This window comes from Variovorax trehalosi (assembly GCF_051216415.1).
Lineage (GTDB): Bacteria > Pseudomonadota > Gammaproteobacteria > Burkholderiales > Burkholderiaceae_C > Variovorax.
Window position 1 is genome coordinate 301,433 of the sequence record NZ_JBPJZG010000001.1, and the last position, 17,665, is coordinate 319,097.

Annotated in this window: 20 protein-coding genes; 10 read left to right on the plus strand and 10 right to left on the minus strand. The window is 66.3% G+C overall.

Annotation, left to right across the window (positions count from 1 at the left end; all coding sequences use genetic code 11):
* Nucleotides 1-4: 4 nt before the first annotated feature.
* From ACSFA7_RS01465 to ACSFA7_RS01500, 8 genes are all read right to left on the minus strand, one after another.
* Nucleotides 5-751: a helix-turn-helix transcriptional regulator gene (locus tag ACSFA7_RS01465; RefSeq protein WP_435497739.1), complete on the minus strand. Its 747-nt coding sequence runs from the start codon at nucleotides 749-751 to the stop codon at nucleotides 5-7.
* A complete protein-coding gene (locus tag ACSFA7_RS01470; RefSeq protein ID WP_435497740.1) occupies nucleotides 751-1,218 on the minus strand; it encodes an MGMT family protein in 468 nt (155 codons plus the stop codon). Before ACSFA7_RS01470 ends, ACSFA7_RS01465 begins: the two co-directional genes overlap by 1 nt.
* Nucleotides 1,215-1,673, minus strand: coding sequence for a GyrI-like domain-containing protein (locus ACSFA7_RS01475; protein ID WP_435497741.1), 459 nt, complete (start codon nucleotides 1,671-1,673; stop codon nucleotides 1,215-1,217). Before ACSFA7_RS01475 ends, ACSFA7_RS01470 begins: the two co-directional genes overlap by 4 nt.
* A 41-nt stretch (nucleotides 1,674-1,714) precedes the next feature.
* Entirely contained in the window at nucleotides 1,715-2,164 is a 450-nt protein-coding gene (locus ACSFA7_RS01480) for an EVE domain-containing protein (protein WP_435497742.1), read from the minus strand.
* A 5-nt stretch (nucleotides 2,165-2,169) separates the two neighbouring features.
* Entirely contained in the window at nucleotides 2,170-2,541 is a 372-nt protein-coding gene (locus tag ACSFA7_RS01485) for a VOC family protein (RefSeq protein WP_435497743.1), read from the minus strand.
* A 149-nt stretch (nucleotides 2,542-2,690) separates the two neighbouring features.
* Nucleotides 2,691-4,478 carry a PhoH family protein gene (locus ACSFA7_RS01490; RefSeq protein WP_435497744.1) on the minus strand — a complete coding sequence of 596 codons (1,788 nt, stop codon included), beginning with the start codon at nucleotides 4,476-4,478 and terminating at the stop codon, nucleotides 2,691-2,693.
* A 210-nt stretch (nucleotides 4,479-4,688) separates the two neighbouring features.
* The gene (locus ACSFA7_RS01495; protein WP_007830801.1) at nucleotides 4,689-5,165 is read right to left on the minus strand and encodes a peroxiredoxin; all 477 of its coding nucleotides are present in this window, start codon (nucleotides 5,163-5,165) and stop codon (nucleotides 4,689-4,691) included.
* A 135-nt stretch (nucleotides 5,166-5,300) separates the two neighbouring features.
* Nucleotides 5,301-5,684, minus strand: coding sequence for an Mth938-like domain-containing protein (locus ACSFA7_RS01500; RefSeq protein ID WP_042579530.1), 384 nt, complete (start codon nucleotides 5,682-5,684; stop codon nucleotides 5,301-5,303).
* A gap of 99 nt (nucleotides 5,685-5,783) precedes the next feature.
* Here ACSFA7_RS01500 and ACSFA7_RS01505 point away from each other — a divergent pair, with 99 nt between their 5' ends.
* The 6 genes from ACSFA7_RS01505 to moaD all read left to right on the plus strand — a co-directional run bounded on the left by ACSFA7_RS01505 (nucleotide 5,784) and on the right by moaD (nucleotide 11,948).
* A complete protein-coding gene (locus ACSFA7_RS01505; protein ID WP_435497745.1) occupies nucleotides 5,784-7,016 on the plus strand; it encodes a pyridoxal phosphate-dependent aminotransferase in 1,233 nt (410 codons plus the stop codon).
* Between the two features lie 95 nt (nucleotides 7,017-7,111).
* Nucleotides 7,112-8,434: a homoserine dehydrogenase gene (locus ACSFA7_RS01510; protein WP_435497746.1), complete on the plus strand. Its 1,323-nt coding sequence runs from the start codon at nucleotides 7,112-7,114 to the stop codon at nucleotides 8,432-8,434.
* Entirely contained in the window at nucleotides 8,431-9,846 is a 1,416-nt protein-coding gene (thrC, locus tag ACSFA7_RS01515; RefSeq protein ID WP_435497747.1) for a threonine synthase, read from the plus strand. The genes ACSFA7_RS01510 and thrC overlap by 4 nt, the downstream gene beginning before the upstream one ends.
* An 18-nt stretch (nucleotides 9,847-9,864) precedes the next feature.
* Nucleotides 9,865-10,410, plus strand: coding sequence for a molybdopterin-guanine dinucleotide biosynthesis protein B (gene mobB / locus ACSFA7_RS01520; protein ID WP_435497748.1), 546 nt, complete (start codon nucleotides 9,865-9,867; stop codon nucleotides 10,408-10,410).
* Nucleotides 10,403-11,689: a molybdopterin molybdotransferase MoeA gene (locus ACSFA7_RS01525; RefSeq protein WP_435497749.1), complete on the plus strand. Its 1,287-nt coding sequence runs from the start codon at nucleotides 10,403-10,405 to the stop codon at nucleotides 11,687-11,689. The genes mobB and ACSFA7_RS01525 overlap by 8 nt, the downstream gene beginning before the upstream one ends.
* Nucleotides 11,690-11,696: 7 nt before the next feature.
* Nucleotides 11,697-11,948, plus strand: a complete 252-nt coding sequence (gene moaD, locus ACSFA7_RS01530; RefSeq protein WP_307647741.1) for a molybdopterin converting factor subunit 1 — start codon at nucleotides 11,697-11,699, stop codon at nucleotides 11,946-11,948.
* Here the strand turns inward: moaD and dapA are convergent.
* Nucleotides 11,935-12,831 (minus strand): 4-hydroxy-tetrahydrodipicolinate synthase, encoded by an 897-nt coding sequence (gene dapA, locus ACSFA7_RS01535; protein ID WP_435497750.1) that lies wholly within the window; start codon nucleotides 12,829-12,831, stop codon nucleotides 11,935-11,937. The genes moaD and dapA overlap by 14 nt on opposite strands.
* A gap of 26 nt (nucleotides 12,832-12,857) precedes the next feature.
* Here dapA and ACSFA7_RS01540 point away from each other — a divergent pair, with 26 nt between their 5' ends.
* Nucleotides 12,858-13,088 carry a hypothetical protein gene (locus ACSFA7_RS01540; protein ID WP_435497751.1) on the plus strand — a complete coding sequence of 77 codons (231 nt, stop codon included), beginning with the start codon at nucleotides 12,858-12,860 and terminating at the stop codon, nucleotides 13,086-13,088.
* Nucleotides 13,085-13,561 (plus strand): molybdenum cofactor biosynthesis protein MoaE, encoded by a 477-nt coding sequence (locus ACSFA7_RS01545; protein WP_435497752.1) that lies wholly within the window; start codon nucleotides 13,085-13,087, stop codon nucleotides 13,559-13,561. The genes ACSFA7_RS01540 and ACSFA7_RS01545 overlap by 4 nt, the downstream gene beginning before the upstream one ends.
* Here ACSFA7_RS01545 and ACSFA7_RS01550 read toward each other — a convergent pair.
* Complete coding sequence (locus tag ACSFA7_RS01550; RefSeq protein ID WP_435497753.1) at nucleotides 13,558-14,553, minus strand: Bug family tripartite tricarboxylate transporter substrate binding protein; 996 nt, start codon at nucleotides 14,551-14,553, stop codon at nucleotides 13,558-13,560. The genes ACSFA7_RS01545 and ACSFA7_RS01550 overlap by 4 nt on opposite strands.
* Nucleotides 14,554-14,698: 145 nt before the next feature.
* On the opposite strand from ACSFA7_RS01550, the gene clpB reads away from it, so the two are divergent.
* A complete protein-coding gene (gene clpB / locus ACSFA7_RS01555) occupies nucleotides 14,699-17,320 on the plus strand; it encodes an ATP-dependent chaperone ClpB (protein ID WP_435497754.1) in 2,622 nt (873 codons plus the stop codon).
* Between the two features lie 9 nt (nucleotides 17,321-17,329).
* Nucleotides 17,330-17,656 carry a hypothetical protein gene (locus tag ACSFA7_RS01560; protein WP_435497755.1) on the plus strand — a complete coding sequence of 109 codons (327 nt, stop codon included), beginning with the start codon at nucleotides 17,330-17,332 and terminating at the stop codon, nucleotides 17,654-17,656.
* Nucleotides 17,657-17,665: the final 9 nt, after the last annotated feature.

Consider the following 17,665-nt stretch of genomic DNA (forward strand, 5'->3'; position numbering starts at 1 on the left):
GGGGTCAAGGCTTCGAAGGACCTCGGGCCTTCGACGGCCATGTCTGCGGTTCCGGCGGCGTCGTTTCCACCTGGCGGGCCTTCACCTGGCGCAGCAGGTCGGCCAGCGTCTTGCCCGGTTCGTCGCGAAATCGATCGGGCAGAACCTCGACCGCATCCATGCGATCGACGCGAAACCCGCGGAAGTCGTTGCGCAGCTCGCACCAGGTCGACAGCGTCCAGACCTTTCCCCAGTAGAAGCAGCCGAGCGGCCGCACCGTGCGCTCGCTGGCGTCGCCCGACACGTCGCGGTAATTGAGGCGCAGTTTCTGGCGCGCCTGCACGGCCTCGCGCAAGGCCTGCAGCCGCGCGCCCATGACGTCGTCGAGCCCCAGCGCGGGCGCATAGAGCGCCAGCGCTTCCGCCGAGACGCGCGCGGCCGGCGGCAGCACCGAGAGAATCTTGCCAAGCCCCGATTCGATGTCGCGCGCCAGCGCCGGATCGACCCAACTCTGCGCAAGCCGCGCCGCAGCCACGAGCGCCGAGGCCTCGTCCTGCGTGAACATCAGCGGCGGCAGCTCGAAGCCCACACCCAGCCGATAGCCCACGCCGGCTTCGCCCTCGATCGGCACGCCCTGGTGCTGCAGGTCGGCCACGTCGCGGTACACCGTGCGCTCCGAGACCTCCAGGCGCTGCGCGAGAAACGCAGCCGTGGTGAGCCGGCGCCCGCGGATGAGCTGCACGAGCTGGAAGAGGCGATCGGCGCGGCGCATCAGCGCGTTCCGGAGAGCTTCTTGGCGAAGTCCTCGACGAAGTAGCGCTTGCCGCGCTGGACGACCGTGTGGCCTTCGGCTTCGAGCCTGGCCATCTGCGCCTCGATGCCGCCGGGGTACTTGGGGTTGAGTTCGCCGCCGATCTTGAGGGTGCGCCAGTAGGGCGTCCGGTCTTCCGCCTTCAGCGACTCTTCGGTGGCGTGCGCGACCATGTGCGCAAAGATCGCCGTGGTCACGGTGCAGCCGATGGTGGCGCGATGGCGCACCGCGATGTCCTCGCCGATGCCCATCACGGTCGCGAGCCGGCCCTCGGGCACGCCACGCATCGCCTCCTCGACCTCGCGCGGCGAGGGCGTGGCGATGGTGCCCTCGCCGTGGCGCTTTCGCATCGGCGCGGGGATCTCCTTGACGTTCGGCAGGTGCGGGTAGCTGGCGAGCCTGTCGCGCCAGCTCTTCTTCATGCTCATGAAACTGCGGAGACTCCGATGTGGATCGCCACCTTGTCCGGCCCCTCGTAGGCTTCGAAATCGCTCTGGTAGCGGCGCGCGATTTCCGGGTGCGCCTCGAAATACTGCCAGATGCGCTGCCAGGTGGCGATCACCATCTGCGGCATCTCGCCCTGGCCGGTGAAGACGAGGTAGTCGCCGGCTTCGACGGCCACGCTGTCCGCGCCGTCCGAGACGGCCACGCCAACGGTGATGTCGAACGGGCCATGGGCATCGGATTCGTAGGCGGAGTAGACGCCGAAGATGCGCGTGTCGCTCGTGCGATGGGGCGTCGATTCGTAGGTCTGCTCGCCGAAGAAACGGCCCCATAGCGCGCCGATGCGGGCCGTGGCTGGATCGTTTTCTTCGCGGTTGGTCGTGCGGACCGTGAGGCCGGCGACCCGGAATGCGTCGTGGTGTTGGCGGGCGGGTTCCATGGGGTTCTTCTCCTGTGTCTGCGATGTTCGGGTGTTGCTGCTCAAAGGGCGAGCGTTTTCAGGTCCGCCTTCATGGTCCGGGCGATCAATGCCATGTCGGCGTCGGTCACGTCGAACATGCCGAAGCGGAACTTGTAGCCCCACTGCTTCGGCGTCTCGATGAAGGCAAGGCGCTCGATCAGCGGCGCGATGGGCGCCTCGTGCGAGGCCGCGTAGCTCACGTCGCGGCGCCACGGGACGAAGCCGCCGCCCATGTCGAATTCGTAGGGTTCGCCGGGCAGCACGGTGCCGATCGCAACGAAGCTCTGCAGCTTGTCCGTGCCGCCGAACACCATGGCCGGCGAATAGTAGGCCACGCGGTCGCCCGCGGCGACCCGCTTGAGAGGGGCCAGCTTGCCGTGGCCGACCTGCATGAAGCCGAGTGGCTTGTGGTCGCGCCCGCGCCGGGCATGTTCGGCGCTCGCGACTGCGATCCAGTTGCGCTGTGCCATGGTGCTCAGGCGAGGGCGTGCAGGCCGACTTCGTTGCCTTCGGTGTCGCGCAGATGGGCGATGAAACCCATGCCTGGCGGCAGCGCGGACTTGGGCGCCACGACCTGCCCGCCGGCCGCCTCGACGCGCGACAGCACGGCGTCGATGCTGGGCATGCAATCGAGGTAGACACGGATGCTGCTGCCCGCACGGCCGGCGGCACTTGCGCCGGCCTGCAAGGCGCCGCCGACGCCCGGGGCGTCGTACGGAAAAACAGCCAGCGCCTCGCCGCCGAGACTCTCGCGGCGCAGCTTGCGCGCCAGCACGGTTTCATAGAAGGCCTGAGCACGGTCCAGGTCGCTGACCGGAATCTCGAACCAGGTGATTGCGTTCTGCATGAAGAGCTCTCTTTCGTTGTGTTGGAAGGAGCCTCGATGGTGCGAGCCGCCTCCTGACAACGTCTTGTCAGGAGCCTGTCATCGCGGGGCGAAAAAAAGCCCGCGATGCCCCAAGGGAGCATGCGCGGGCTTGGTTGCTGACTGGCTTTTTAGAGCACGTCGCTTGCGAAATCGGCCAGGCGTGAGCGTTCGCCGCGCGCCAGCGTGATGTGCCCGCCGTGCGGCCAGCCCTTGAACTTGTCGACCGCGAAGGTGAGACCCGAGGAACCTTCCGTCAGGTACGGCGTGTCGATCTGCGCCAAGTTGCCCATGCAGATGATCTTGGTGCCCGGGCCGGCCCGGGTGATCAGCGTCTTCATCTGCTTGGGCGTCAGGTTCTGCGCCTCGTCGATGATCACGTACTTGTTCAGGAAGGTGCGCCCGCGCATGAAGTTCATGCTCTTGACCTTGATGCGGCTGCGGATCAGCTCGTTGGTGGCCGCGCGGCCCCATTCGCCGGCACCGCCGCCGTCGCCCTTGGCGAGAAACTCGAGGTTGTCGTCCAGCGCGCCCATCCAGGGGCCCATCTTTTCTTCCTCGGTACCGGGCAGGAAGCCGATGTCTTCGCCCACGCTCACCGTGGCGCGGGTCATGATGATCTCGGTGTAGCGGCGGTCGTCCAGCACCTGCGTGAGGCCCGAGGCCAGCGCCATCAGGGTCTTGCCGGTGCCGGCGGTGCCGGTCAGCGTGACGAAGTCGATTTCCGGGTCCATCAGCAGGTTCATCGCGAAGTTCTGCTCGCGGTTGCGCGTGTTCACGCCCCACACCGCGTTCTTGCCCGAGCTGTAGTCCTTGAGCGTCTTGAGCACCGCGGTCTTGTCGCGGATCTCGGTGACGCGCGCGTACATGCTCGGCTCGCCGGGCGCCTCGAAGAAGACGAACTGGTTGATGTACAGGTTGGGCACGATCGGACCGCTGATCCGATAGAAGGTGTTGCTGCCGCTCTGCCAGCTCTCGACGGTCTTGCTCTGGCGGGTCCAGAAGTCGGGCGGGAGCGCCAGCGAGCCGGCGTAGAGCAGGTCACCGTCTTCCAGCGTCTTGTCGTTCTGGTAGTCGTCGGCGGCCAGGCCCAGCGCGCGCGCCTTGACGCGCATGTTGATGTCTTTCGACACCAGCACCACTTCCTGCTTCGGCTTGCCGGGGCGATCCTTGGCGTACTCGTCGCGCAGCGCATGCACCACACCCAGGATCTGGTTGTCGGCCTTGCCCTGGGGCAAGCTGATCGGCAGCGAGTAATCGAGCGGGGCGGTCTGGAAGAACAGGCGACCGCCGGCCTCGCGATGGCCGGTGGTGTCCAGCTTCAGCCCCTTGTCGATGTCGGCATCCTGCGCGCCGGCCAGCGCATCGAGCGTGCGGCTGGTCTGGCGGCCGTTGCGGGCGACTTCGGTCGTGCCTTTCTTGTGGCCGTCGAGCTCTTCCAGCACGATCATCGGCAGGAAGATGTCGTGCTCCTCGAAACGGAACAGGCACATCGGGTCGTGCAGCAGCACGTTGGTGTCGAGCACGAACAGCTTGGCCGGACCGGTGGACTTGCTGCGCTTGGGGCGAGCAGGCGCTTGCGGTGCGGTTGCGACAGGGGCGGGAGCGAGGGCGTGGACCGGAGCGGGGGGCGCCGGGACCCGCGTCTCGACCTGAATGGCGGCAGGCTGTTGGGGGGCAGGCGCGGGCGCCGGCCGGGGGCGGCCGCGGCGCGCCGGACGCGCGGTCTCGCCGCCGCCCACCGCTTCGGAAGCCGGGTTGTCGAACAGCTCCAGCGGCTGCGGGCCGTTGGAGGTTGTTTCGTCAGCGCGCTGGTCGCCAGCGCGGCGCGAACCCCTGTGCGAGGAGCGGGCGGGTGCGTCGATCGCATCCGGCGAGAGCAATGCGGCGCGTTTCGTGGGGGCGGGAGGCAATGGCATGTGGGAAGTCGCTCGCAGGAAAGTGGAAACCAGAAAACGAAAAAGCCGCCTGAAGACCAAGGCGGCTTTGTTCGGGGGATGCGGTCGTGGAACTCAACGGCATGAGGCCATTATGCACACCGCAGGTGACACGCCAGAGGCTCTTTGCGGCTGCGTTGGGCATTCCCCACGCAAATCGCCCAAAGCGCAAGCTGGCGCTTCTTGCTGCGGTCAGGCGGCCTTCTTGAGCGCCTTGACTGCCTTGAGCACGTCATCGACGTGGCCCGGAACTTTGAGCCCGCGCCATTCGGCCTTCAGGATGCCGTCAGCGCCGATCAGGAAGGTGCTGCGTTCGATGCCCTTGACCTTCTTGCCGTACATGATCTTGTTCTTGACCACGCCGAACATGTGGCACATTTTTTCTTCGGTGTCGGCGATCAGTTCGAAAGGCAGTTCGAGCTTGGCCTTGAACTCGTCGTGCGACTTCATGTTGTCACGCGAGACGCCGAAAACAGTGGCACCGGCTTTTTCGAAGTCCTTGTAGCGGTCGCGAAACTGCATGGCTTCGGTGGTGCAACCCGGGGTGTTATCTTTCGGGTAAAAATACATGACCAGCACGTGGCCGAGATGCGAGGTATTCGAGACCTTGAGGCCGCCCGTGGCGTTGGCGTCGAATTCAGGAATGGGTTTGTTGACAACGATCGCCATGAAACTTGTTTTCTCCGTTAGATTCCGTGGATCGAGTTCTTTGGGGCAGACTCGATGCGCAGAGGATTGGTCGTTGCTAACTTTGGGGTAGCTGGCCTGTTCGCAACCCGCTATTTTACCCCGAAAACACCCCTCTCAGTCAGACGACGGGCTCTCGACCAGCAGGGCGGCGATCACATGCCGGCCTTCGCCGGCCAGGATGTTGTAGGTCCGGCAGGCGGCCGGGGTGTCCATGGTCTCGACGCCGGTGCGCTGCGCCATCAAGGGCTGGAGCCAGGCAGGCTGCGGAAAACGAATGCGGGTTCCGCTGCCGAAAATGATCAATTCGGCGCCCAATCCCGCCAATTGCGCGAAATGTTCCGGGCCGATTTCGTCAAAACGGGTGCAATTCCACTCGAAACGCTCGCCGCGCGAGCCGACCACCACACTGCCCTCGACCTTTTCATTGTTGATCGCGACCCAGCCGGGGCCGTGTGCGGTGAGGGATTGGGCGTCGGATTTGTCGGGCTGGAGCTTCATCGGTGCACTGGGAACTGTGGTCAAATTATAGGTTTTCCCCAGTGACATGAGGCCTGCAGGGGCCTTTGACCCTCGAGTAAACCCGCCCGGGAGGGCCCTTTGAAGCAGCTCAAGAAATCGGCCAAGCTGGCCAACGTTCTCTACGACATCCGCGGTCCCATCATGGATGCCGCCAAGCAGATGGAAGAGGACGGCCAGAAGATCATCAAGCTCAATATCGGCAATCTCGCCGTGTTTGGCTTCGATGCGCCCGAGGAAATCCAGCAGGACATGATCCGCAACCTGCCGAACTCGGCGGGGTATTCGGACAGCAAGGGCGTCTTCGCCGCGCGCAAGGCGGTGATGCACGAGACCCAGAAGCAGGGCATCGCCGGCGTCACGTTGGACGACATCTATCTGGGCAACGGTGCCAGCGAGCTGATCGCCATGTCCACGAACGCGCTGCTGGACGACGGCGACGAACTGCTCCTGCCGGCCCCCGACTACCCTTTGTGGACCGCCTCCACCAGCCTGTCGGGCGGCACCCCGGTGCACTATCTGTGCGACGAGGCCAACGGCTGGATGCCCAACCTGGACGATATCCGCGCCAAGATCACGCCCCGCACCAAGGGCATCGTGGTCATCAACCCGAACAACCCGACCGGCGCGCTCTATTCCGACGAATTGCTCAAGAGCATCGTGGCCATCGCGCGCGAACATGGTCTCGTGATCTTTGCCGACGAGGTCTACGACAAGGTGCTGTACGACGACGTCAAGCACACCGCCATCGCGAGCCTGTCGACCGATGTGCTCACGCTCACCTTCAACTCGCTCTCCAAGAGCTATCGCTCGTGCGGCTACCGCGCCGGCTGGGTGGTGGTCTCGGGCGACAAGCGCGCCGCGCAGGATTACATCGAGGGCCTGAACATGCTCTCGAACATGCGCCTGTGCGCCAACGTGCCGGGCCAATGGGCCATCCAGACCGCCTTGGGCGGCTACCAGAGCATCAACGACCTGGTCTGCGACGGCGGGCGCCTGCGCCGCCAGCGCGACCTGGCCTACGAGCTGATCACCGCCATCCCGGGCGTGACCTGCGTCAAGCCGAGCGCCGCGCTCTACATGTTCCCCAGGCTCGACCCCGAGGTCTATCCGATCTCGGACGACCGCCAGTTCTTCCTCGAGCTGTTGAAGGAAACCCGCGTGATGCTGGTCCAGGGCACCGGCTTCAACTGGGCCACGCCGGATCATTTCCGCATCGTGTTCCTGCCCCACGAGGACGATCTGCGCGAGGCCATCAACCGCATCGCGAAGTTCCTGGAGCAGTACCGCCTGCGCCGCAAGACGGGAAAGTGAAATCTGCTGGCGGCGGCATGTGCCGTCGCCTTGCCGGCGCTGCCTGAAGGCTGCCCCCCATCCAAACCATGAACGCCATGAGCGCGACTCTCCCAATGAAACCCATCCAAGTAGGCCTGCTCGGCGCAGGCACGGTCGGCGGCGGCACCTTCAAGGTGCTCCAGCGCAACCAGGAAGAAATCAAGCGCCGCGCCGGCCGCGGCATCGAGATCACCATGGTGGCCGATCTGGACACCGCCCGCGCCCGCGAAGTGGCCGGCGAAGGCGTCAAGGTGGTGGCCGATGCGCGCGAAATCATCGCCAACCCCGACATCGACATCGTCATCGAGCTGATCGGCGGCTACGGCGTCGCGAAACAACTGGTGCTCGAAGCGATCGCGGCCGGCAAGCACGTGGTCACCGCCAACAAGGCGCTGCTCGCGGTGCACGGCACCGAGATCTTCGCGGCCGCGCATGCCAAGGGCGTGATGGTGGCTTTCGAAGCGGCCGTGGCCGGCGGCATTCCGATCATCAAGGCGCTGCGCGAAGGCCTCACGGCCAACAGCATCCAGTGGCTGGCCGGCATCATCAACGGCACCACGAACTTCATTCTTTCCGAGATGCGCGACAAGGGGCTGGATTTCGCCACCGTGCTGAAGGAAGCCCAGCGCCTGGGCTACGCCGAAGCCGATCCGACCTTCGACATCGAAGGCGTCGACGCCGGCCACAAGGTCACGCTGATGAGCGCCATCGCGTTCGGCATTCCCGTTCAGTTCGACAAGGCCCACATCGAGGGCATCACCAAGCTCGCCGCGCAGGACATCAAGTACGCCGAGCAGCTCGGCTACCGCATCAAGCTCCTGGGCATCACCAAGCGCACGGCCAAGGGCATCGAGCTGCGCGTGCACCCGTCGCTCGTGCCGTCCAAGCGCCTGCTGGCGAATGTCGAAGGCGCGATGAACGCGGTGGTCGTGCACGGCGACGCCGTCGGCACCACGCTCTACTACGGCAAGGGCGCGGGCAGCGAGCCGACCGCCAGCGCGGTGATCGCCGACCTGGTCGACATCACGCGCCTGCACACGGCCGACGCCGCACACCGCGTGCCGCACCTGGCCTTCCACCCCGACGCGATGAGCGACCTCAAGGTGCTGCCGATGGCCGAGGTGGTCACCAGCTACTACCTGCGCCTGCGCGTGGCCGACCAGGCCGGCGTGCTCGCCAAGGTGACGGGCCTCCTGGCCACCGCCGGCATCAGCATCGACGCGGTGCTGCAACGCGAAGCCGACGAAGTGGGCGGCGAGGGCTCCACGCAGACCGACCTCATCATCCTCACGCACGACGCGCGCGAAGGCACTGTCGATGGCGTGCTGGCCGAGCTGCAGGCACTGCCGACCGTGCTCGAACCCATCGTGCGCATCCGCAAGGAAGAGTTGAAGTGAACTACCTGAGCACCCGCGGTCACCCCGATCGCAAGCGCTTCTGCGAAATCCTCCTCGAAGGCCTCGCGCCCGATGGCGGCCTGTACCTGCCGGAGAAGTACCCGCAGGTCGATACTGCCACGCTCGCCAAATGGCGCGAGCTGCCGTATGCCGAACTGGCCTTCGAAATCCTCTCGCTCTACATCGACGACATCGCGCCGGCCGACCTGAAAGCCATCTGCGCCAAGACCTACACCGCCGAGGTGTTCGGCACCGACGAGATCGCGCCGTTGCGCGAGCTCGAAGACGGCGTGTACATCGAAGCCCTGTCCAACGGCCCGACGCTGGCCTTCAAGGACATGGCGATGCAGCTGCTGGGCAACCTGTTCGAGTACGAACTGGCCCGCCGCGGCGCCGAGCTCAACATCCTGGGCGCCACCAGCGGCGACACCGGGAGCGCCGCCGAATACGCCATGCGCGGCAAGAAGGGCGTGCGCGTCTTCATGACCTCGCCGGACGGCCGCATGAGCCCGTTCCAGCAGGCGCAGATGTTCAGCCTGCAGGACGAGAACATCCACAACATCGCCATCACCGGCGTGTTCGACGACTGCCAGGACATCGTGAAGGCGGTGTCCAACGACCTGGGCTTCAAGCGCAAGTACCGCATCGGCACGGTCAACTCGATCAACTGGGCGCGGCTGCTCGCGCAGGTCGTCTACTACTTCGCGGGCTACTTCCAGGCCACGGCGAACAACGACAAGCCGGTGAGCTTTACCGTGCCCTCGGGCAACTTCGGCAACGTCTGCGCGGGCCATGTGGCGCGCATGATGGGCCTGCCGATCCAGACGCTGGTGGTCGCCACCAACGAGAACGACGTGCTCGACGAGTTCTTCCGCACCGGCATCTACCGCGTGCGCGGCGCGACCGACACGCACGAGACCTCCAGCCCGTCGATGGACATCAGCAAGGCCAGCAACTTCGAGCGCTTCGTGTTCGACCTGGTGGGCCGCGACGCCGGCAAGCTGCGCAAGCTGTTCGTGGAAGACCTGGGCCTCCAAGGCCGCTTCGACCTGAGCGCCGACCCGGCCTTCAAGCAGGCGGCCGAGCGCTTCGGCTTCAAGAGCAGCCGCAGCACGCACGCCGACCGCCTCGCCACCATCCGCGACACCGAGAAGCGCTTCGCCACGCTGGTCGACCCGCACACGGCCGACGGCCTGAAGGCCGCGCGCGAATTCCTCGTGCCCGGCGTACCGATGGTGGTGCTCGAAACGGCGCTGCCGATCAAGTTCGCCGCCACGATCGTCGAAGCCCTGGGCCACGAACCCGACCGGCCCGTGAAGTTCGAAGGCATCGAGGCGCTGCCCAAGCGCGTGGTCAAGCTGCCTGCGGACGCCGAGGCCGTCAAGGCCTACATCGCCCAGAACTGTGACTGACTCATCGAGCTGTCCGGCATGAAGGTCGTCGGCTTCGCCGGGTACTCGGGCGCGGGCAAGACCACGCTGGTCGAAAAGCTGATTCCCGTGCTCAAGCGGCTCGGCAAGCGCGTCTCGGTGGTCAAGCATGCGCACCACAAGTTCGACATCGACCATCCCGGTAAGGACACATACCGCCACCGCGAGGCCGGTGCTTTCGAGGTGGTCGTCGCTTCCGACAAGCGCCTGGCGGTGATGCGCGAATTCGAAACCCCGGTCGAGCTCAGCGTGCACCAGCTGCTGGCCGAGCTGCATCCGGCCGCCGACTGGGCGCTGGTCGAGGGTTTCCGCCACAGCGACGTGCTCAAGATCGAGGTGTGGCGCCTGCCCGAGGCGGGCGAGGCGCTGCGGCCCGTGCTCTACACGGACGATCCGTTCGTCACTGCCGTCGCCACCGATGCGCCCGGCAACCTGCCATCGCCCACCGAACGGCAGCTGTTCGACCTCAACGACGCCGAGGCCATCGCGCAGTGGCTCATCGCCAATGGCGAGCGCTTCGAGTACAACCCGGAACACCATGGCTGACACACCCGTTCCGTTCTCCGCGTCCAACGCGCGGCCCCCGCTGATGCCGCTGGACGAGGCCATCGCGCAGTTGCTGGCCAAGGCCGTGCCGAAGCTTCCCGACGAAAGCGTCGTCACCTTCGACGCCGACGGCCGCGTGCTCGCGCAGGATCTCGTCTCCGGCCTCACCGTCCCGCCGCGCGACAACAGCGCGATGGACGGCTACGCGGTGCGCGCGGCCGACTGCGTCGCGCCCGGTGCCGTGCTCGAGGTGACGCAGCGCATTCCCGCTGGCACGGTGGGCATGCCGCTCGCGGCCGGTACTGCGGCGCGCATCTTCACCGGCGCGCAGATTCCCGAGGGCGCCGACGCCGTCGTGATGCAGGAAGACACCACTGCCGCGCCGCAGGAAGGCGGCCTGGGTTCGGTGCGCATTGCGATCGTTCCCGTGGCCGGCCAATGGGTCCGTCGCGCGGGCGAGGATGTGGCCTCCGGCGATGTCGTGCTGAAGAAGGGCGAGCGCCTCACGCCCGCCGCACTGGGCCTCGCGGCCAGCGTCGGCTTCCACAAGCTGCAGGTCGCCCGCAAGCCGCGCGTGGCGATGCTTTCCACCGGCGACGAGCTGGTGATGCCCGGGGAGGTCGCACCCGACGCGATGAAGCCCGGCGCGATCTACAACTCCAACCGCTTCTTCATGCGCGCCCTGCTGCACCGGCTGGGCTGCGAGGTGAACGACCTGGGCATCGTGCCCGACAACCGCGAGACCACCATCGCGGCACTGCGCGACGCGGCCGAGTCGAGCGACCTGATCATCACCACCGGCGGCGTCTCCGTCGGCGAGGAAGACCACATCCGCGCAGCGCTGCAGACACTCGGCGAGCTGCAGCTGTGGTCGTTGTCGATGAAGCCCGGTAAGCCTTTCGCTTATGGGTCCATTGCGCGCAGCAACGGGCAGGGCATGTGCCATGTCACGGGGCTGCCCGGCAATCCGGTGTCGAGCTTCCTCACCTTCCTCATGCTCGTGCGCCCCTTCCTGCTGACGTTGCAGGGTGCTGACCGCGTGACCCCTGAGGCTGTGCAGATGCGCGCCGATTTCGATTGGCCGCGCGCCGACAAGCGCCGCGAGTTCCTGCGCGCACGGCGCAACGCCGCGGGCGGGCTCGACCTGTTCGCCAACCAGAGCTCGGGCGTGCTGACCTCGATGGTCTGGGGCGACGGCCTGGTGGACAACCCTTCGGGCCAGACGATCAAGTCGGGCGACACCGTGAACTTCATTCCCTTCGCCTCGCTGCTCGCCTGACATCTCCATGAAGGTCCAGATCCGTTATTTCGCCTCGGTGCGCGAGGCGCTCTCCAGCAGCAACGAAACCGTCGACACCCGCGCCGAAACGCTCGCCGCGCTGCGCGACGAACTCATCGCGCGCGGCGGGGCGCACGCCACTGCCCTCGCGCGCGGCAAGGCGGTGCGCATGGCGCTCGACCAGGTCATGAGCGACGAAGCCGCAGCCCTGCACGAAGGCTGCGAGGTCGCTTTCTTCCCGCCGGTTACGGGCGGCTGAGTCGCGCGTCCAGCGCCACCAGGCGCTCGCGCAGATCGTCGGAGGCGCGCGTCATCGGCGAGCGCAGTTCGTCGTGCATCGCGCCGCCATGCGCCAGCAGCGCCTTCACCGGTCCGGGGTTCGATTCGGCGAACAGCATCTCGATCAGCGGCTGCAGCGGCTGCCATTCGGCGCGCGCTTCGGCGACACGGTTGTCGGCCAGGAGGCGCAGCACCTGCACGAAGCGCTTCGTCTGCACATGCCCGCTCGCTGCGATGGCACCCACGCCGCCTTCGGCCACGGTGGAGAAGATCTGGTGGTCTTCGCCCGACAGCACCTGCAGCCGGCCATCGGCGATCAGCGCGCGCGTCTTGGCCATGTCGCCGCCGCAGTCCTTGATGCCCTGGATGCGCGGGTGCGCGGCCAGCGCGAGCAGCGTCTCGCGCGAAAGTGTGGCGCCGGTGCGGTAGGGGATGTCGTAGATCAGCACCGGCACCGCGCTCGCGTCGGCGATCGCGCGGAACCATTCGATGAGCCCGGCCTGCGACGGGCGGATGTAGTGGGGCGCGGGCACGAGCAGCCCCGTGAGCGGCCGCCCCGAGAGCTGGCGCACCCAGGCCGTCGTCTTGCCCAGGTGGTAGCCCGAAAGACCCATGACGACGGGCAGGCCGCTGGCGGCCGCCAGCACCGTGTCGAGCGACGCGAGTTGCTCCGCTTCGTCGAGCGCGGCGGCCTCGCCGGTCGAGCCGCAGACCACGAAGCCGGCCACGCCGTCGGCGGCAAGGCGCCGGGTCAGCGCGGAGAGCGCTGCATGATCGACCGCGCCCTCGCGAAACGGCGTGACGAGCGGAATCCAGAGGCCCGAAAAATCAGGGGTGGGGGAGGCGGGTTGTTGTTGTGGCACGCAGGTTTCCTTTCAGGAATCAACCGATGGAAAGAACCACCGTCCGATGCGCGCACAACCATGCAGGGGTCAAAGCCTTTGGGCAGGTTCCGTCGCTCATCCGACGACGGAACCGCAGCTCCGGTCAGACGAGCTTTGGTTTTTTGGCTTTGCTGCCCTGGCGCGCGCAACGGCTCTCGGGGTGCGAAGGCACCGTGGAGAGCGTGGCGAGGCAAGGCATGGACGCAGTCTATCTCGATGACACAATCCGGACATGAGCGTTGCGCGTGTTTCGATCCAGACGGGTGATTTCGACTTAAGCCAGGAGCTCGCCACGTTGCGCGCGGGCGACAAGCGGGTGGGCGCGGTCTGCAGCTTCATAGGCACCGTGAGAGATCGCAACGACGGCAGCACCGTCGCCTCGATGGAGCTGGAGCACTACCCCGGCATGACCGAGAAAGCCATCGAGGCCATGATCGACGAGGCCCACAAGCGCTTCGACATCCTGGGCGCCCGCGTGATCCACCGCGTCGGCCTGCTGCAGCCGCTCGACCAGATCATGATGGTGGCGGTGATCTCGGCCCACCGCGGCCAGAGCTTCGAGGCCTGCGAGTTCCTGATGGACTACCTGAAGACCCAGGCCCCGTTCTGGAAAAAAGAACAGACGCCCGAAGGCGCCCGCTGGGTCGATGCGCGCGTCAGCGACGACGCGGCTTTGGCGCGCTGGGGCATCTCCGCCCCGAACGCTTAAAGAGGCTTGAAGCCGCTCGCCTGGATGATCCGTTCCCAGGTCTGCGTGTACGTGCGCACGCGGCCTGCGAACTGGCCCTGCGGCTCGTAGCCGACCGTCAGCCCCATCGTCGTGAGCTTCTGCTTCACGTCGGGCATCGCCAGCACCTTCTGCAGCGCATCGCCGTACTTGTCGATGATCGGCTGCGGCGTGCCCACCGGCGCGAAGATGCCGTAGTAGGGCAGGTCTTCCAGGTTCGAGAAGCCCAGCTCGGTGAAGGTCGGCACGTTCGGAATCACCGCCTGGCGCTTGGCACCGATGGAGGCCACGATGCGCACCTTGCCGGCCTTGTGGTTCTCGATGAAGTCCGGCACCGAGGCGATGCCCGCGGTGATCTGGTTGCCCAGCATGTCGGCCGTCATCGGGGCGCTGCCGCGGTAGGGCGCGGGCTGCACGTCGATCTTGTACTTGTCCGAGATCATCTTCACGAGGAATTCGGGAATCGATGCGGGCGCGGGGATGCCGATGGTCTCCTTGCCGCCCTTGGCGGTGCGGACCCATTTCACGTACTCGTCGATGCTCTTGGCCGGTGTGCCACCCGAGACGGCCAGCACGTTGGCGAAGGTGGCGAAGCCGGCCACGGGCACGAAGTCGGTGGCGGGGTTGAAGCCGGGGTTCTTCACCACCTGCGGCAGGATCGAGATGGTGTGGTCGTGCGAGAGGAACAGCGTGTGGCCGTCGGCGGGCGAAGATTTCAGCACCGTCGCGGCGATCTGCCCGCCCGCGCCGGCGCGGTTCTCGACCACCACCGGCACGCCCAGCACGTCCTTGAGCTTTTCACCCAGGGTGCGCGCAATGGCATCGGTGCCTGCCCCGGCGGGGAAGCCGACCAGGATGCGGACCGGCGTGCCGCTCTGGGCCTGCGCCAGGCCGGACAAGCCCATGGCAGCGGCAAAGAGACCCACGCCGAGCGCGCGGCGCACAGGCTGGACGCGCTGCATTGAAAAAACCATGATCGACTCCATTCGAGAGAAAGAGGGAAATGCCTACGGCAGAAAGGTGCGGGGCACCGTGCAATACCCGTGCCCACGGCGCGAGCCCGGTTTGCAACCTTGAATCGTGCCCGAACGGCCCTATTTTGGATGCAGGATTACCACCATGCGACAAGACAAACTCACCACCAAATTTCAGGAAGCGCTGAGCGACGCGCAGACGCTGGCGCTCGGCAACGACAACGCCTACATCGAGCCGGCCCACCTGCTGGTCGCGATGCTGCGCCAGGACGACGGTCCGCGCGCCCTGCTGGAGCGTGCCGGCGTCAACGTTCCGGGTCTCTTGCAGGCAGCCGAGGCTGGCATCAAGAAGCTGCCGCAGGTGCAGGGCCACGACATCGTGCAGGTCGGCCCCGACCTGGGCAAGCTGCTGCAGGCCACCGAGAAGGAGGCCATCAAGCGCAATGACCAGTTCATTGCCGGCGAACTCTTCCTCCTGGCCGTGGCCGACAGCAAATCCGACATCGGCAAGATCGCGAAAGAAAATGGTTTGAGCCGCAAGTCGCTCGAGTCGGCCATCGATGCCGTGCGCGGCGGGCAGGGCGTGAACAGCGCCGATGCCGAAGGCCAGCGCGAAGCCCTCAAGAAATACACCATGGACCTGACCGAGCGCGCGCGTCTCGGCAAGCTCGACCCGGTCATCGGCCGCGACGAGGAAATCCGCCGTGCCATCCAGGTGCTGCAGCGCCGCACCAAGAACAACCCCGTGCTCATCGGCGAGCCCGGCGTGGGCAAGACCGCCATCGTCGAGGGCCTCGCGCAGCGCATCGTCGCGGGCGAGGTGCCCGATTCGCTCAAGGGCAAGCGCGTGCTGTCGCTCGACATGGCCTCGCTGCTGGCCGGCGCCAAGTTCCGCGGCGAATTCGAAGAGCGCCTGAAGACCGTGCTCAACGAACTCGCGAAGGACGAAGGCCAGACCATCGTCTTCATCGACGAGCTGCACACCATGGTCGGCGCCGGCAAGGCCGAGGGCGCGATGGACGCGGGCAACATGCTCAAGCCTGCGCTCGCACGCGGCGAGCTGCACTGCGTGGGCGCCACCACGCTGGACGAATACCGCAAGTACATCGAGAAAGATGCTGCCCTGGAGCGCCGCTTCCAGAAGATCATCGTGGGCGAGCCGAGTGTGGAGGCCACCATCGCGATCCTGCGCGGCCTGCAGGAGAAGTACGAAGTGCACCACGGCGTGCAGATCACTGACCCTGCCATCGTGGCCGCGGCCGAGCTCTCCGACCGCTACATCACCGACCGCTTCCTGCCCGACAAGGCGATCGACCTGATCGACGAGGCCGCGGCCAAGATCAAGATCGAGATGGACTCCAAGCCCGAGGTGATGGACCGCCTCGACCGCCGCCTGATCCAGCTGCAGATCGAGCGCGAAGCCGTGCGCCGCGAGAAGGACGAAGCCTCGCAGAAGCGCTTTGGCCTCATCGAGGACGAGATCGCCAAGCTGCAGAAGGAAATCGCCGACTACGACGAGATCTGGCAGGCCGAGAAAGCCCAGGCCCAGGGCAGCGCGCATGTGCGCGAGGACATCGACAAGATCAAGTTCCAGATCGAGGAATGGAAGCGCAAGGGCGACTTCAACAAGGTCGCCGAGCTGCAATACGGCCAGCTGCCCGCGCTCGAGAAGCGCCTGAAGGAGGCCGAGGCCAGCGAGGCGAGCAAGGGCAAGTCCAGCGCGCCTACCCTCCTGCGCACGCAAGTCGGCGCTGAAGAAATCGCCGAGGTCGTGGCGCGCGCCACCGGCATCCCGGTCGCCAAGCTGATGCAGGGCGAGCGCGACAAGCTGCTCGTGATGGAAGACAAGCTGCATGAGCGCGTGGTCGGCCAGGACGAGGCCATCGGCGCGGTCGCGAACGCGATCCGCCGCTCGCGCTCGGGCTTGTCCGATCCGAACCGCCCCACGGGTTCGTTCCTGTTCCTCGGCCCCACGGGCGTGGGCAAAACCGAGCTGTGCAAGGCGCTTGCGGGGTTCCTCTTTGACAGCGAAGACCACCTGATCCGCATCGACATGAGCGAGTTCATGGAGAAGCATTCGGTCGCGCGTCTCATCGGCGCGCCGCCGGGCTACGTGGGCTACGAAGAGGGTGGCTACCTCACCGAGGCCGTGCGCCGCAAGCCCTACAGCGTGGTGCTGCTCGACGAGGTCGAGAAGGCGCACCCGGACGTCTTCAACGTGCTGCTGCAGGTGCTCGACGATGGTCGCCTGACCGACGGCCAGGGCCGCACCGTGGACTTCAAGAACACGGTGATCGTGATGACGAGCAACATCGGCTCGCCCATCATCCAGGCCATGGTGGGCAAGCCTTCCGAAGAGATCAAGGAAGCGGTGTGGGATGAGCTGAAGAACTACTTCCGCCCCGAGTTCCTGAACCGCATCGACGAGACGGTCGTGTTCCACGCGCTCGACGCGAAGAACATCGAATCGATCGCCGCGATTCAGCTGAAGGTGCTCAAGGCGCGTCTCGCGAAGATGGACCTGGGCCTGGAGGTGTCACCCGCGGCGCTGGCCGAGATCGCCAAGGTCGGCTTCGACCCGGTGTTTGGTGCGCGGCCGTTGAAGCGTGCGATCCAGCAGCGCATCGAGAACCCGCTTTCGCGGCTGCTGCTGGACGGCAGCTTCGGGCCGAAGGACACGATCGAGGTCGACACCGACCCGATCCAGTCGCCGGGCCAGTTCTCGTTCACGAAGGGCTGGGAACCAACGGCGGTGGCTTCGGCCTAAAGTCGGATGATGAACTTCATTCTTCGCGTCCTTCTTCTGCTCCTGGGGCTGGTGTTCGCGGCCAGCCTGGCCGTCGCGGTCATGCTGCTGGCGGCCGTGTGGGGTGTGCGCTACGCCTGGGGGCGGCTCACGGGCAAGCCTGTGACGCCTTGGGTCATGCGCTTCAACCCGCGTTCCGGCTTCGACCGTTTTCGCAATGCGACACAACCGGCCGAGCCCACGGCCGCCGACGTGGTGAGCGCGCGTGCCCGCGGCGAGTCGGTGCGCAGCCCCATCACGCTGGGCCGCGCCGACGATGTGACCGACGTGCGGGCCCGCCCCGTTCGCGGCGAATAAGACAGTCCG